The following is a 15136-nucleotide window of genomic DNA, read 5'->3' on the forward strand; positions in this document are numbered from 1 at the left end:
TCAGACCTTCGTGTAGCGGGACAGGCTCACGAGCGAGCTGATGGCGGCGATGGCGATCCCGATGGCCGCGAGGACCGGCGCGATGAGCCAGACCTCCGCCGTCGTGACGTAGTCGGTGACGAAACCGACCGAGCTGCTGAGCCAGTCCTCGACGCCGTACCGCACCCCGAACCACAGGGTCCCGGTGGCGAGCACGGCACCGAGCAGCGCGGCGAGCGCACCCTCGAGCATGAACGGCAGCTGGATGAAGAAGTTGGAGGCGCCGACGAACCTCATGATCTCGGTCTCCCGGCGTCTGCTCATCGCCGAGAGCCTGATCGTCGTGGTGATCAGCAGCACGGCCGTCACCGTCATGACGACGGCGAGACCCACCGAGAGCACGGTGGCGCGGTTCATCACCAGGAAGATCGGTTCGAAGATCTCGCGCTGGTCCAGCACCTCCTCCACCCCGGTGCGGCCGGCCACCTCGTCCATGACGATGTCGATCTGCGTGGGATCGGTCAGCTTGACCCGGAACGAGGCCTGCATCTGGTCGACGGACAGGAGCTGGAACCAGTCCTCCTCGCCGGCCTGCGCGCGGACGGCCTCGTAGGCCTGCTCCTTGGTCTCGAAGAAGATCTCGTCCACGTAGGAGGCCATCGCGGGCGCCTCGAGGATGCCCTGGATCTCGGTGATCTGGTCCTGCGTCGCCTCACCGCCCGCGCACGTCTCCACGCGCGGTGTGCCGCTCGGGCACAGGAAGACGGAGACCTCGACGCGGTCGTACCACTCGCCCTTCATCTTGCCGATCTGCATCTGCAGCAGCGATGCGGCACCGACGAACGTGAGGGAGACGAACGTGACCAGGACGACGGAGACCGCCATCGACATGTTGCGCCGGAGTCCCTGGCCGATCTCGCCGAGGACGAACCTGAACCGGCTCATGCGGAGCGCTCCGTGCGGGTGCGGTCGGTGCGGGCGCCCGCAAGGGCTGCGGCCGCTGCGGCTTCGGAGTCGACGACGTAGCGGCCCTCGCTCTCGTCGCGGACCACCTCGCCGTCGATCAGCTGGACGACGCGCTTGCGCATCTGGTCGACGATGACCTCGTCGTGCGTGGCCATGACCACGGTGGTGCCGGTGGAGTTGATGCGGTCGAGGAGCTTCATGATGCCGGCGGACGTGGCGGGGTCGAGGTTGCCCGTGGGCTCGTCGGCCAGCAGGATGCTCGGCCGGTTGACGATGGCGCGCGCGATCGCGACGCGCTGCTGCTCACCGCCGGAGAGCTCGTGCGGCAGCCGCTTCTCCTTGCCAGCGAGCTTGACGAGCTCCAGGGTCTCGGGGACCTCGCGCGCGATGGTGTGCCGGGGACGGCCGATGACCTGCTGCGCGAAGGCGACGTTCTCGAACACGGTCTTGTTCTGGAGCAGGCGGAAGTCCTGGAACACGACGCCGATCTGGCGGCGGAGGCCGGGCACCTTCCACTGCGAGAGCGTGGTGATCTCGCGGCCGGCGACGTGCACGCGGCCCGAGGTGGCGCGCTCCTCGCGGAGCACGAGGCGCAGGAACGTCGACTTGCCGGAGCCGGAGGCGCCGACGAGGAAGACGAACTCACCGCGCTCCACCCCGAGGGACACGCGGTCGAGCGCGGGACGGGCCCCGCGCTTGTAGACCTTGGAGACCTTAGCGAAACGAATCACAGCAGCACGTCACTCACAGCGGGCCAGTCTCGGGTACGGGGAACGGTGGTCACGCTCTGGCCCGAGCCACCATAGGCACACGCCGCAAGTGCTCGACGCACGCCACGCCGGACCCTTGTTTCCTGTGAAGGGCCTGGGAGAGGGGCCTCGGCCTCGAGGGCTCAGGCCTCCTCGGCCGCGATCTGACCCTGGCGGCGCCAACGGATGCCGGCGTCGATGAAGTCGTCGATCTCGCCGTCGAACACCGCCGAGGGGTTGCCGGACTCGTGCTCCGTGCGCAGGTCCTTGACCATCTGGTAGGGCTGCAGCACGTACGAGCGCATCTGGTCGCCCCAGGACGCCTTGACGTCGCCCGCGAGCTCCTTCTTCTTGGCGTTCTCCTGCTCTTGGCGCAGCAGGAGAAGACGCGACTGGAGCACGCGCATCGCGGCGGCGCGGTTCTGGATCTGGGACTTCTCGTTCTGCATCGAGACGACGACGCCGGTCGGGATGTGCGTCAGGCGCACGGCCGAGTCGGTCGTGTTGACGGACTGCCCGCCCGGGCCCGAGGAGCGGAAGACGTCCACGCGGATCTCGTTCTCGGGGATCTCGATGTGGTCGGTCTGCTCGATGAGCGGGATGACCTCGACGGCGGCGAAGGAGGTCTGACGACGGCCCTGGTTGTCGAAGGGCGAGATGCGCACGAGGCGGTGCGTTCCGGCCTCGACGCTGAGGGTGCCGAAGGCGTAGGGCGCCTTGACCTCGAACGTCGCGGACTTCAGGCCCGCCTCCTCCGCGTAGGAGGTGTCCATCACCGTGGTGGGGTGGCCGTGGCGCTCGGCCCAGCGCAGGTACATGCGCATCAGCATCTCGGCGAAGTCAGCGGCGTCCACGCCGCCGGCGCCGGAGCGGATGGTGATGACGGCCTCGCGGGCGTCGTACTCCCCCGCGAGCAGCGTGCGGACCTCGAGCTCGCCCAGCGCCCGGCGGATGACGATCAGCTCGGCCTCGGCCTCGGCCAGCGTCTCGGCGTCGCTCTCCTCGCTGGCCAGCTCCACCAGGGTCTCGAGGTCGTCGATGCGGTCGGCGAGCCTCGTCAGACGTTCGAGGTCCGACTGCGCGTGGCTGAGCCGGCTGGTGACGCCCTGCGCCTTCTCGGTGTCGTCCCACAGGTCCGGGGCGGACGCCGCCTGCTCCAGCTCGGCGATCGTGGCCCGCAGCTTCTCGGGGTCGCTGACGATCGTGATCTGGTTCAGGGTGCCGCGGAGCGAGGAGATCTCGGCGGGGAAGTCGGTGGCCACGATGAGCCAGCCTACCGGCCGCCCCGGTCAGGTGATCGGGAGACGGCGCAGCAGCACGTGCAGGAGGGGCGGGGTGAGCGCGAGGCAGACCACCGCGAGCGACCAGCCCAGGGGTGAGGTGCCGACACCGGGGACGCTGCCGCCGTCCGGCGTCGAGGCACCGCCCTGCAGCAGGACGACGTGAGCGAGCACGACGGGGGCGAGGGCGACCGGCAGCGCCAGCGTGCCGAGACCACCGCCGAGGTGCCGGTAGACCAGGTTGACCGCGATGCCGACGAGGAACGCCGTCGCGCCGAGGACCGCGAGGGCTGCAGCGACGGGGAGGGCGTCGTCGAACGGGCCGTGGGCGACGGCCGCTGCCGCCTCGTCCGGGACGATCGTGGTGGTCACGAACCGGGCGAGCGCCGTCGTCAGGAGTCCGACGGCCGCGAAGGCGATCCCGACGGCCGGGGCGGCGAGCACCCAACCGCGCCACGCGGAGCGACGCGTGGCGCCGGCCGCCACGTGGACGTCGAGGAAGGCGGACCCCGTGATGATCCCCATCACGAACAGGAACACCTGCGGGGCGCCCACCGGGCCGACCTGGACCGAGGCGCCTGAGCTGCCGGAGCCGAGCACGTCCAGCAGGCGCGGGAGCAGCACGCCGAGACCGATCTGGACGACCGCGAGGATGCCCCAGAACCACAGGCCGATGGACGCGACCATGCCGGCTGCCCCGAGGAACGCCTGCAGTGTGGCCCGCCCCTCCAGCCGGCGGCGGCGCGCCTCGCGGTCCGCGGGGGCACCGGGCGTGGCGGGGGTCGGGCGCGGGATCGGGGTCGGGGTGGCGGCGGTCATCGCGACTCTCCTTCGGGCGAGGCGGCGGTGCGCCGCGTCAGGTGGACGAACAGGTCCTGCAGGCCGACGCCGTCGACCTCGAGGCCGGCCTGGCGCGCCAGGGCAGGCAGCTCGTCGCCCGGCTGGGTGAGCACGGTGATCTGCGACGTCGGGCCGAGATCGCGACGGGCGAGGACGTCGCGCGTGCCGAGCAGCCGCTCGACCTCGGTCGCGCGCCCGGTGAGGGTCAGGCCGCGGGCGCGGACCTCGTCGGCGTCGCCGTGCACGAGCACGCGCCCGGCGTCGAGGATGACGACGTCCTCGAACATCCGCTCGACCTCGGAGATGAGGTGGCTGGAGATCACGATCGTGCGCGGGTGCGCCGCGTAGTCGGTCAGCAGCGCCTCGTAGAACGTCTCGCGGTTGGGTGCGTCCATGCCGATGTACGTCTCGTCGAAGATCGTCAGCGGCGCCCGGGAGGCGAGACCGATGATCGCGCCGACCATCGAGGACTGGCCGCGCGAGAGGTTCTCGACCTTCTGGCTGGTGTCCAGCTCGAAGGCGTCGGCCAGACCGGCGGCGAGGTCGGCGTCCCAGTGCTCGCGGAGGTCGCGGTACCAGCCGAGGGTGTCGGTGACCGGCTCGGAGGCGAAGGCGTCCCCGCCCTCCCGGACGAGCTGGGTGTCGGCCATGGTGACGGCGTTGTCGAACGGATCCTCGCCGTCGACCAGGATGCGGCCCGACGTCGGGCGCTCGAAGCCCGCGACGAGCTGCAGGAGCGTCGACTTGCCTGCGCCGTTGCGGCCGAGCAGGCCCGTGACGGCGCCGGCGCGGATCTCGAGGTCGACGCCGGCGAGGGCGTCGACGTCGTCGTAGCGCTTGGTCAGGCCGTGCGCTGCGACGGCGATCGGTGCGGTGGTCATCGGGCGACCTTTCTCCTGGTGGTGGGGGTGCGGGCCAGCAGGCCGGCGCGGTCGGGGGGCACGGAGGTGCCCAGGGCGAGGCGCGCGGCCACGGCGATGGTGAGGACCAGGGCGACGGCGAGGATCGCCCACCCGGGAACGGGGTCGAACGTCGTGGCTCCCGCACCCACGGCGGAGGCGAGGGCGAGGAGGAGGAGCCCGGGGGCGGCGGTGCGGCGGACCCGTCGCCGCGGGGACGCGAGCGCGCAGAGCAGGCCGAGCCCGCCGAACCAGGTCGTCGTCGCGACGATCAGGAGGGGTACGAGGCCGCTCGGGATCCAGCCCCAGGACGCACCGACCGCCGACACCCCGGCGACGACGACCGCCACGACCGGGACGACGAGCGGGACGGTCAGGAGGGCCCACGCCGCGAGCACGCGGCGACGCGTCGCGCCGGCGACGAGCGCGAGACGCAGGACGTCGGAGGCGAGCAGGACCGAGACGGACCCTGCGAGCCCCACGACGAGCATCGCGGCGACGAGGCCGAGCCCCACGGCGTCGAGGTCCTGGTCCCACCAGAGCGTCAGCAGCGCCCAGCCGCCGAGACCGCCGGCGATGCTGCAGGCCCACGGAGCCAGGGTGCGCGGGCGGGCGACGCGCGCCAGCACGGTACGGGTGAGGGACGCGGCGGTCACGACCGCACCGTCCCGGAGGCGGCGTCCTGCGCGGACGCGGGTGCGGCGGGGGGTACGGCGAGCGCCGAGGCGTGCACCCGGGCGAGCACGACGTCCATCGGGATCCCGAGGCGGGCGGCCTGCGCCAACGCCGGGTCCAGGACGTCGGCGACGTAGGCGCGGCGTCCGGAGTCGAGCAGGAGCTCGCGGGCGCCGGGGGCGACGAACATGCCGAGGCCGCGGCGCTTGTAGAGCACGCCCTCCTCGACCAGGCCGGCGAAGGCCTTCGCCGCGGTGGCGGGGTTGATCCGGTACGTGGTGGCGAACTGGGTGGTCGACATGACCTGCTCCTCCTCGCCGAGGTCGCCGGAGAGCACCTGGTCGCGCACGTGCGTGGCGATCTGCACGTAGAGCGGCTCGGGTCCGTCGAACATCGGTCCTCCTTGGTTCGTTACTTGAGTAATGAACCACAGGTCCGCCCACGCCGTCAACCGCGAGGCACTTTGGGGCGTTCGCGAGGTGATTTCGGGCGTCGGCGAGGTACTTTCCGTGCGAGATCGGGCTCGGGAAGTACCTCGCGAACGGCCAGAAGTACCTCGGAGACGCCCAGAAGTACCTCGCGAGTCAAGGGAGGAGGGTGCTCACCGCGTCGACGAGAGCGTGCGCGGCCGACGTCAGATCGGACGCCGACGTCGTGCGCGACCAGGTGAACCGCAGCGCGGTCTGCGCCGTCTCGCGGTCGATCCCCATCGCCGTCAGCACGTGCGAGGGCTCGTCGGAGCCCGCGTGGCACGCCGAGCCGGACGAGCTCAGCACGCCGCGCTCCTCCAGCTCCAGGAGCACCGCCTCACCGCTCACACCGCCGAGCACGAACGACGCGTGTCCCGGCAGGCGCAGCGTCGGGTGTCCGGTCAGCCGGACACCGCGATCGCCCGGCAGGAGCGGGCCGACGCCGGAGAGCACCGCCGCCACGAAGGCGTCGCGGTCGCGCGAGACGGGGTCGACGCCGTCGCCGGTCGCGGTCACCCGCTCGGCCTCGGCCAGCCCGAGTGCGACGCCGAACCCCACCGCACCCGGCACGTTCTCCGTGCCCGAGCGCCGACCGCGCTCCTGTCCCCCGCCGTGCACCAGCGGTTCGAGGCGCACACCGCGCCGCACCCAGAGCGCGCCGGTTCCGGGCGGAGCCCCGACCTTGTGGCCCGAGAGCGTGAGGGCGTCAGCGCCCAGCGCCGCGACGTCGAGCGGCAGCCACCCGGCCGCCTGCACCGCATCGGTGTGCAGCGGCACCCCGGCGGCCCGGGTCAGCGCCGCCACCTGCGCCACCGGCTGGACCGTGCCGACCTCGTTGTTCGCGAGCTGCAGCGAGACGACCGCGACGTCGCCCCCGTCCAGGATCGCGGCGACCTCGCCGGGATCGACCCGTCCGTCGCCGTCGACCCCGAGCACCACGACCTCGAAACCGAACCGGCCGAGCCAGTGCGCGGAGGCCAGCACGGCGTCGTGCTCGACGGCGCTCACCACCACGCGCGTCGCCCCGGTCGCCTCGCGCCGCGCGAGCGCGAGGCCCTTGACCGCGGCGTTGTCGCCCTCGGTGCCGCCCGAGGTGAAGGACACCTCGGCGGGTCGCGCGCCGAGCACGCGGGCGACCGCGCGCCGCGCGTCGTCGAGCACCGCCGCGGCGTCGTGCCCCAGGGCGTGCACCGACGAGGGGTTGCCGAACCGCCCCGTCAGGTGCGGCCACATCGCCTCGAGCGCTTCGCGGCGCACAGGCGTCGTGGCGGCGGCGTCGAGGTAGACCACGTCAGGCGCCGGCGTCCGCGGTGGCCCCGGCGTCCGCGGACACGTCGATGTCGAGACCGAGGTCCACGGACCCCGCGCCGTGCGTCAGCGCGCCGACGGAGACGAGGTCGACGCCGGTGCGCGCGATCGCGCCGATGCTCGCCAGCGTGACTCCCCCGCTGGCCTCGACGAGTGCTCGGCCCGCGACCTGCGCGACCCCGGTCGCGAGATCGGCGAGCGTGAAGTTGTCGAGCATGATCGTGCCGACCACGCCGGAGGCGAGCACGGGTTCGATCTGGTCGAGCCGGTCCACCTCGACCTCGATGTGGGTGGTGTGCGGCAGCCGCTCGGCCGCCGACCGAAGCGCCGCCGTGACCTCGCCGGCCGCGTGCGTCGTGAGGTGGTTGTCCTTGACCATCACGGCGTCCGACAGCGAGAACCGGTGGTTGTGGCCGCCGCCGCAGACCACCGCGTGCTTCTCCAGCGCGCGCAGGCCCGGCGTCGTCTTGCGCGTGTCGACCACGCGCACCGCCCGGCCGCTGGCCGAGCGGGCGCCGTCGACCTCGGCCACGTACGCGCGCGTGCGGGTCGCGACGGCGACCATCCGCGCCAGCAGGTTGAGCAGCACGCGCTCACCGCGCAGCACGGCGCGCGCCGGACCGTCGATCGTCGCCAGCACGTCGCCGGGGCCGAACGCGGCGCCGTCGGGCAGCACGTCGGTCACGGCCACGGCCGGGTCGACGGCGTGCATCACGGCAGCGACCACGTCGCCGCACGCCATCACGCCCTCCTCGCGCGCCCGCACCACGGCACGCGCCCGGGCCGGGGCGGGGACGAACGCCTCACCCGTGAGGTCGCCGGACGGGGCGTCCTCGAGCAGCGCGAGGGTCACGACGGCGTCCAGCACCTGGCGGGTCAGCACGACGCGCTCCTCACACCAGCTCCGCGTCCGACCCGAAGTCGAGCCCGACCCCGTACCGCAGCGGCGCCACCAGGACGTGGTGCTGCGTGTCGGCGGCGAGGTCGGCCCCGACGGGAAGGCTGTCGCGGCGCGTGTGCGCGCCCAGCGAGTCGGCGCGGGCGGCCGCGGCCGCCACGAGAGCACGGGCGGCGAGCAGCAGGTTGGCGTCCTCCACGTCGCGCGCCTGGAGACCGAACATCGCGTCGGGCAGGAGCGACGGCGTGGCGAACCCCGCCAGGACGTGGGCGGCGCGCGCGAGCCCGTCGGCGTCACGCGTCAGTCCCGCGTACTCCCACAGGAGGTCCTGCAGCTGCGCGCGGTCCCAGTCGGCGGCGCCGGGTCCGTCCTCGAGGTCGAGCGGGGCCGCCGCGGTCCACGCGCCCCCGCTGGGCGCGGCGGCCCGCGGGCCGGTCGCGGCGGCCTCGGCCAGCGCGACGACGGTGCGGCGCGCGAACACGGCCGCCTCGAGCAGCGAGTTCGAGGCGAGCCGGTTCGCGCCGTGCACGCCGGTGCACGCCACCTCGCCGGCGGCCCAGAGCCCCGGCACGCTGGTGCGGCCGGCGAGGTCCGTGCGCACGCCGCCCATCCAGTAGTGCGCGGCGGGGGTCACGGGGACCGGCTGCGTGGTGATGTCGAGACCGCGCTCGGCGCACGCGGCGACGATGGTCGGGAACCGCTGCGCGATCGCCGCGGCGCCGAGCCGGGTCGCGTCCAGCATCACGGGCGAGCCCTGGCGGGCCTCCTGCCCGGCGATGGCGCGGGCGACGACGTCGCGCGGCGCGAGCTCGGCGTCCGGGTGGACGTCGACCATGAAGCGGCGGCCGGCGTCGTCCAGGAGGACGGCACCCTCGCCGCGCACGGCCTCGGACACCAGGAACGGGTGCTCGCCCGCCAGCACGGTCGGGTGGAACTGGACCATCTCGAGGTCGGCGACCTCGGCGCCCGCGCGCAGGGCGATCGCGACGCCGTCGGCCGTCGCCACGGCCGGGTTGGTCGTGGTGGCGTACAGCTGGCCCGCGCCGCCGGTCGCGAGGACGACGGCGTCGGCGTCGAGGCGCTCGACGTCGCCGGCCGGCGTGCGGACGAGGAGGCCCGCCACCTCCGACGCGGCGCCCGCGCGATCGCGCAGCTCCACGTCGATCGCGTGCGTGTGCTCGAGCACCGTGACCGCGCGGTCGTTCAGCGCGACGACGAGCGCCCGGACGATCTCGGCGCCGGTGGCGTCACCGCCCGCCCGCAGCACGCGCGGGTGGCTGTGCGCCGCCTCGAGCGCGCGGCACAGCACGCCGCCCTCGCGGTCGAACGTGACGCCGAGCTCCAGCAGCCGGTCGATGGCCGTCGGACCGTCGGCCGCCAGCGCCATGGCGGCGGCCGGGTCGGAGAGTCCGGCCCCGGCGCGGCGGGTGTCGGTCACGTGGGAGACCACGGTGTCCGGCTGCGGGCCGACGACGGCGACGCCGCCCTGCGCCCAGGCCGTGTTGGACTCCAGCAGCGAGCCCTTGGTGACGAGCGTGACCTCGGCGTCGGCGATGCTCTCGCTCGCCTCGATGGCGACGAGAAGACCGGCGAGACCCGATCCGACGACGACGAGCTTCATCGTGCACCTCCGGTGAGCGGCTGGGGAGCGGCGGCGAGCATGCGCTCCAGGGCGATGCGGGCGTGGGTGGCGACGTCGGGGTCGACGTGGATCTCGTTGCGCCACTCCCCCTGCACCAGGCCGTCCAGCGTCCAGGCGAGGTAGCCCGGGTGGATGCGGTACATGGTCGAGCAGGGGCAGATGACGGGGTCGAGGCAGAAGATCGTCTTGTCCGGGTGCTGCGCCGCCAGGCGGTTGACCATGTTGACCTCGGTGCCGATCGCGATGGTCGAGCCGGGGGCGGCGTCGGCGACGAAGCGGCGGATCAGCTCGGTCGAGCCGGCCGCGTCCGCGGCGTCGACCACGGGCATCGGGCACTCGGGGTGCACGACGACCTGGACGTCGGGGTGGGCCGCGCGGGCGGCGTCGATCTGCGCCGTCGTGAAGCGCTTGTGGACCGAGCAGAAGCCGTGCCACAGGATGACGCGCGCGGCGTCCAGATCGGCCTCGGTGTTGCCGCCGAGGTCCTTGCGCGGGTTCCACATCGGCATCTGCGTCAGCGGGACGCCCATCGCCTTGGCGGTGTTGCGACCGAGGTGCTGGTCGGGGAAGAACAGGACGCGCTCGCCGCGCTCGAACGCCCACTCCAGCACCGTGCGCGCGTTGGAGGACGTGCACACGATGCCGCCGTGGCGGCCGCAGAACGCCTTCAGCGCGGCGTTGGAGTTCATGTACGTCACGGGGATCACGGGCAGCTTCACCCCGGGGTTGCGCTCGAACCACCCGGCGTCGATCTCCTGCGCGGGGTCGAAGCCGTAGACCTCGGCGAGCTCCTCCCACGCGGCCTCGACCGACTCCTCGTCGGCCATGTCCGCCATCGAGCAGCCGGCCGCCAGGTTCGGCAGGATCACGTGCTGGTCCTCGCGGGCCAGGATGTCGGCCGTCTCGGCCATGAAGTGGACGCCGCAGAACACGATCGCCTCGGCGTCGGGCCTGGTCAGGGCGGCGTTGGCGAGCTGGAAGGAGTCGCCCACGAAGTCCGCGTACGCGACGATCTCGTCGCGCTGGTAGTAGTGGCCGAGGATGACGAGGCGGTCGCCCATCGCCTCCTTGGCCGCGACGATGCGCGCGTGCAGCTCCTCCTCGCTCATCTTCTGGTAGGCGAGCGGCAGCTGACCGGGGCGGCGCGTGGCGTTGGGCGTCTCGGCCGGGATCGGGTCGGCCACGGAGGCGCCGGGGCCGTAGGTCGGGAGCGCGTCGAAGACCCACGTGGGCTCGGCGAGGTCCGTGTCGCAGGTGGTGGTGGCGAGGCTGTGGGCCGTGCTCGCGGTGGCCGAGCTGGCGATGCGTTCGGCGACGGAGGTCATGACGCGCTCCTGGGGGGTGGGGTGGGGCTGGTGGCCACGCTCTCGGCGCGGTAGCGGTACAGGCTCGGCGGGCGGTGGTTGGTGCCCTCGAGCCGGCGTCCGGTCGGCTCGACGCCGCCGGAGGCGAGCGTCTGTCGGCGGAAGTTGGCGGGGTCGAGCTCGCGCCCGAGCACCGCCTCGTGGACCGCGCGCAGCTCCGCGAGCGTGAACTCGGTGGGGAGGAACGCGTGGGCGATCGGTGAGTAGAGGATCTTGGCCCGCAGCCGCGCCAGGGCGTAGTCGATGACCTGGATGTGGTCGAACGCGAGGTCGGGCAGCGCGTCGACGGGGAACCACTCGACGTTGTGCGCACGCACCGCGGCCTGGTCCTCCTCGGCGCGCACGAGCGCCCAGTAGACGATCGAGACGACGCGGTCGGGGTCGGGGCCCTCGTTCTCGCGGTCGCGCGAGCGGTCCAGGCCTCCGAACGCGTAGAGCTGCTCGAGGTAGGCGGGGTCGAGACCGGTGGAGGTCGTCAGGGCGTTGCGCGCCGCCTGCTCGAGGCCGCAGCCCTCCCCCAGCGGGCCGCCGGGCAGCGCCCACCGACCCTCGTACGGCTCGCGGATGCGGCGGACGAGCGGGATCCAGAGGCCGAGGACGCCACCGCCGTCGTCGCCGTCGTCGTCAGGAGAGGGGCGCAGCGCGAGGATCACGCTGGAGACGGCGAGCTGGAGAGCCATCGTCCACCCCTTCTGGTCGCATCGACGTTAAGTCCTGGGTCGAGAGTAGACCCGGGCTTATGGTCGAGGCAACCTGAAGGGGTGTCTGCGTGTCGCGGGGCGTCAGCGCCCGACGGCGTAGCCCTGCATCCCGCGCGGGTTCGCCGCCGCCTCGAGGAGGCCGTCGGCGCGCACGCCCGCCGCCGAGATCCGCCCCAGCGACCAGGGGCCCGACTCCTCCACCAGGTGCCCGCGCTTGCGCAGGTCGGCCAGCGCCCGCTCCCCCAGGCGCGACTCCGCGACCACGCCCATCGGCTCGGCCCCACGCGGGGAGAACGAGCTCGGCGCGTGCGTGCTGTGCCAGCTCGGGGCGTCGATCGCGGCCTGCAGCGACGCGCCGTGCAGGAGGTGGCGCACGAGGAACGGCACGGTCCACTGGTCCTGCTGGTCGCCGCCGGGCGTGCCGAACGCCGTCACGCGTCCGTCCGGGCCGCGCAGCAGGCCGGGGCTGAGCGTGGTGCGCGGGCGGACGCCCGGGCGCAGCGACGCCGGGTGGCCCTCCTCCAGCCAGAACATCTGCCCGCGCGTGGGCAGCGAGAACCCGAGCCCGGGGATCACCGGCGAGCTCTGCAGCCAGCCGCCCGACGGCGTCGCCGAGACCACGTTGCCCCACCGATCCACGACGTCGAGGTGGCACGTGTCACCGCGCGCCACGGTCGGCTCGCCCTCGCCGGGGCGAACCTCACCCAGCCCGCGGGGCCAGGCTCCGCCGTCGCCCCCCATCGCGCGACGCACGTGCGCCGGCAGCCGCGGCTCGACGCCGCGCGGCGAGCCGGGCCGCAAGCCGTCGAGGGCACGGTCGCCGACGATCGCGGCGCGCGAGCGCACGTAGGCGGGGTCGAGGAGGTCGGCCACGGTCACGGCGCGCGGGTCGCCCGGCGCGAGCGAGTCGCCGTAGAAGGCCTCGCGGTCGGCCATCGCGAGCTTGCTCGCCTCGATCGCGAGGTGGATCCAGCGCGGGTCGTCGGCAGCGAGGTCACCCACGCCCGCCGCCTGCAGGATCGCGAGCTGCTGCAGCAGCACGGGGCCCTGGCTCCACAGCCCGGGCTTGAGCACCTCGACGCCGCCGAACGTCAGCGAGGCCGCCGCCTCCTCGGTCGCGCGCCAGGCCGCGAGATCGGCGCCGGTCAGGAACGAGCGGTGCGTCGCGTCGGCGGCGTCCGGTCCGACGCCGTCCCACTGCGGCGTGCGCGCGAAGGCGTCCACGGCCTCGGCGACGAAGCCCTCGTAGTAGGCGGCGCGGGCGGCCTCGGCCTGGGCTGCGACGTCGGACCCGGCCGCCGCGGCCTCGCGACCGAGACGGTCGAGGGTGTCGGCGAGGTCGGGGTTGCGCAGGCGCGACCCGGGCGCGGGGGCCGCACCGCCCGCGAGGTAGACCCCGGCCGAGGCGGTCCAGTGGTCGCGGAACACGTGCGCGACCGCCTCGATCGTGCTCGTCACGCGCGGGAGCGTCGGATGGCCGTGCCGCGCGTAGCCGACGGCGTAGCCCACCAGCTCCTCCAGCGGCTTCGTGCCGTAGCGGCCGAGCAGGTGCATCCAGGCGCCGAACGTCCCGGGCACGACGGCGGCGAGGTGCCCCGTGCCGGGGATCGCGTCGACCCCGAGGTCGCGGTAGGCCGCCGTCGTGGCCGCCTGCGGTGCGACACCCTGACCGCTGACGACGCGCGTGGTGCCCGTCGCCGCCTCGTGCACGATCACCGGCATGTCGCCGCCCAGCCCGTTGAGGTGCGGCTCGACGACGTGCAGCACGAGGCCCGCGGCGACGGCGGCGTCGAACGCGTTCCCGCCCGCCTCGAGCACCGCCATCCCGGAGGCCGAGGCGAGCCAGTGGGTCGAGGCGACCATGCCGTGGGTGCCGAGCAGGTCGGGGCGCGTGGTGGTGTCGTCGTCGATCAGCATGCGTTCCATCCTGCCCCGCCGCAGGCGGGCGGACGAGGAAGCCCGTTCTTGCGCTGACGGCGGTGACGTAGTGAGGTGGCCCGATGAGCGAACCCAGCGCTGGATCCGGCACCACCACGACGACGGGCGACGGCGCGGCTCGATCGAGCGGCGGCCTCAAGAAGGTGATCACGGGGCCCCTGCTGTTCGCCTTCATCGTCGGCGACACCCTCGGGGCAGGCATCTACACGCTGGTCGGGACCATGGCCACGGACGTCGGCGGCGTCATCTGGCTGCCGCTCCTGATCGCGCTGGTGGTCGCGCTCCTGACCGCCGGCACCTACGCCGAGCTGATCACGAAGTACCCGCACGCGGGCGGCGCCGCCCGCTTCGCCGAGCGCGCGTTCGGCAAGCCGTACGTCGCCTTCATCGTCGGCTTCCTCATGCTCTCCTCGGGGATCACGACGGCGGCCGCCCTCGCCAACGCGTTCTCGGGCGACTACTTCACCGCCCTGGTGGACGTGAACCCGCAGATCGTCGCCGTCGTCTTCATCGTGGTGCTGACGCTCGTGAACCTGCGCGGCGTGAAGGAGTCGCTGACCGCGAACCTGGTGGCCTCGGTCATCGAGGTCAGCGGTCTGGTCATCGTGATCACGGTCGCGTCGATGTTCTTCTTCGGCGGGGGCGGCGACGCCTCGCGCCTGGTGACCTTCGCCGAGGGCGTGCCGCCGGTGCAGGGCGCGTTCGCGGCGTCCGTCGTGGCGTTCTTCTCCTTCCTCGGCTTCGAGGCCGCGGCCAACATGGCCGAGGAGGTCCGCAACCCGAGCAAGGTCTACCCGCGGGCGCTGTTCGGCGCGCTCATCACGGCGGCCGTCGTGTACCTCGGGATCGCCGTCGGCGCCGCCATCGTGCTGCCGGCCGACGAGCTCGCGAGCTCGAGCGGCCCGCTGCTCGACGTCGTCCAGGCCACCGGCATCGGCGTCCCGACCTGGCTGTTCAGCCTCATCGCCCTGGTGGCGATCGCCAACGGTGGCCTGCTGTTCATGGTGATGGCCAGCCGCGTGGGCTTCGGTCTCGCCGAGGCGGGCCTGCTCCCCCGCGCGTTCGGTCGCGTGCTCCCGAAGCGCGGCACGCCGTGGGTCTCGATCATCGTGGTCGGTGCCGCGACGATCGGGCTGTCGTTCCTGGGCAACGTCGGCACGCTCGCCGAGACGACGGTGCTGCTCCTGCTGCTGGTCTTCATCTCCGCGAACGTCAGCGTGCTCGTGCTGAAGAAGGACAAGGTCGAGCACGAGCACTTCTCGATCCCGCGCGTCGTGCCGGTGCTCGCGATCATCACGAGCATCGTGCTGCTGTTCCAGCAGAGCGGCGTGGTCTGGCTCGGGGCGCTCGGCTACGCCGTGATCGGCTCGCTGCTGTACCTGGCGGCGCGGTACGCGCGCCGCCGCGAGGTCAGCTCCAGCTGACGA

Annotated in this window: 14 protein-coding genes; 1 reads left to right on the forward strand and 13 read right to left on the reverse strand. The window is 73.3% G+C overall.

Translation table 11 applies throughout. The features are described 5' to 3' along the window. From ftsX to SERN_RS01450, 13 genes are all read right to left on the reverse strand, one after another. Positions 1-924, reverse strand: a complete 924-nt coding sequence (ftsX, locus tag SERN_RS01390) for a permease-like cell division protein FtsX (protein ID WP_135848342.1) — start codon at positions 922-924, stop codon at positions 1-3. Beyond that, positions 921-1676: a cell division ATP-binding protein FtsE gene (gene ftsE, locus SERN_RS01395; protein ID WP_135848343.1), complete on the reverse strand. Its 756-nt coding sequence runs from the start codon at positions 1674-1676 to the stop codon at positions 921-923. The genes ftsX and ftsE overlap by 4 nt, the downstream gene beginning before the upstream one ends. Before the next feature lie 161 nt (positions 1677-1837). Next, on the reverse strand, positions 1838-2959 hold the full coding sequence (prfB, locus tag SERN_RS01400; RefSeq protein WP_135848344.1) for a peptide chain release factor 2: 1122 nt from the start codon (positions 2957-2959) through the stop codon (positions 1838-1840). Between the two features lie 24 nt (positions 2960-2983). Then, the gene (locus tag SERN_RS01405; RefSeq protein WP_135848345.1) at positions 2984-3793 is read right to left on the reverse strand and encodes a hypothetical protein; all 810 of its coding nucleotides are present in this window, start codon (positions 3791-3793) and stop codon (positions 2984-2986) included. Beyond that, positions 3790-4695, reverse strand: coding sequence for an ATP-binding cassette domain-containing protein (locus SERN_RS01410; RefSeq protein ID WP_135848346.1), 906 nt, complete (start codon positions 4693-4695; stop codon positions 3790-3792). The genes SERN_RS01405 and SERN_RS01410 overlap by 4 nt, the downstream gene beginning before the upstream one ends. After that, positions 4692-5369, reverse strand: a complete 678-nt coding sequence (locus tag SERN_RS01415) for a hypothetical protein (RefSeq protein WP_135848347.1) — start codon at positions 5367-5369, stop codon at positions 4692-4694. Before SERN_RS01415 ends, SERN_RS01410 begins: the two co-directional genes overlap by 4 nt. Continuing rightward, positions 5366-5782, reverse strand: a complete 417-nt coding sequence (locus SERN_RS01420) for a GntR family transcriptional regulator (RefSeq protein WP_135848348.1) — start codon at positions 5780-5782, stop codon at positions 5366-5368. Before SERN_RS01420 ends, SERN_RS01415 begins: the two co-directional genes overlap by 4 nt. 190 nt (positions 5783-5972) lie before the next feature. Next, entirely contained in the window at positions 5973-7148 is a 1176-nt protein-coding gene (locus SERN_RS01425) for a cysteine desulfurase family protein (protein WP_135848349.1), read from the reverse strand. Between the two features lies 1 nt (position 7149). After that, positions 7150-8049, reverse strand: a complete 900-nt coding sequence (gene nadC, locus SERN_RS01430; RefSeq protein WP_135848350.1) for a carboxylating nicotinate-nucleotide diphosphorylase — start codon at positions 8047-8049, stop codon at positions 7150-7152. 10 nt (positions 8050-8059) lie between these two features. Further along, a complete protein-coding gene (gene nadB, locus SERN_RS01435) occupies positions 8060-9685 on the reverse strand; it encodes an L-aspartate oxidase (RefSeq protein ID WP_135848351.1) in 1626 nt (541 codons plus the stop codon). Continuing rightward, complete coding sequence (gene nadA, locus SERN_RS01440) at positions 9682-11031, reverse strand: quinolinate synthase NadA (RefSeq protein WP_135848352.1); 1350 nt, start codon at positions 11029-11031, stop codon at positions 9682-9684. The genes nadB and nadA overlap by 4 nt, the downstream gene beginning before the upstream one ends. Beyond that, positions 11028-11750, reverse strand: a complete 723-nt coding sequence (locus tag SERN_RS01445) for an NUDIX hydrolase (RefSeq protein ID WP_135848353.1) — start codon at positions 11748-11750, stop codon at positions 11028-11030. Before SERN_RS01445 ends, nadA begins: the two co-directional genes overlap by 4 nt. 102 nt (positions 11751-11852) lie before the next feature. Next, on the reverse strand, positions 11853-13688 hold the full coding sequence (locus SERN_RS01450) for a gamma-glutamyltransferase family protein (RefSeq protein WP_135848354.1): 1836 nt from the start codon (positions 13686-13688) through the stop codon (positions 11853-11855). Positions 13689-13771: 83 nt separating this feature from the next. Here SERN_RS01450 and SERN_RS01455 point away from each other — a divergent pair, with 83 nt between their 5' ends. Further along, a complete protein-coding gene (locus SERN_RS01455; RefSeq protein ID WP_135848355.1) occupies positions 13772-15133 on the forward strand; it encodes an APC family permease in 1362 nt (453 codons plus the stop codon). The last annotated feature ends 3 nt before the right edge of the window (positions 15134-15136 follow it).

The sequence above is a fragment of the Serinibacter arcticus genome (genome assembly GCF_004786095.1).
In the GTDB taxonomy this organism is placed as follows: domain Bacteria; phylum Actinomycetota; class Actinomycetes; order Actinomycetales; family Beutenbergiaceae; genus Litorihabitans; species Litorihabitans arcticus.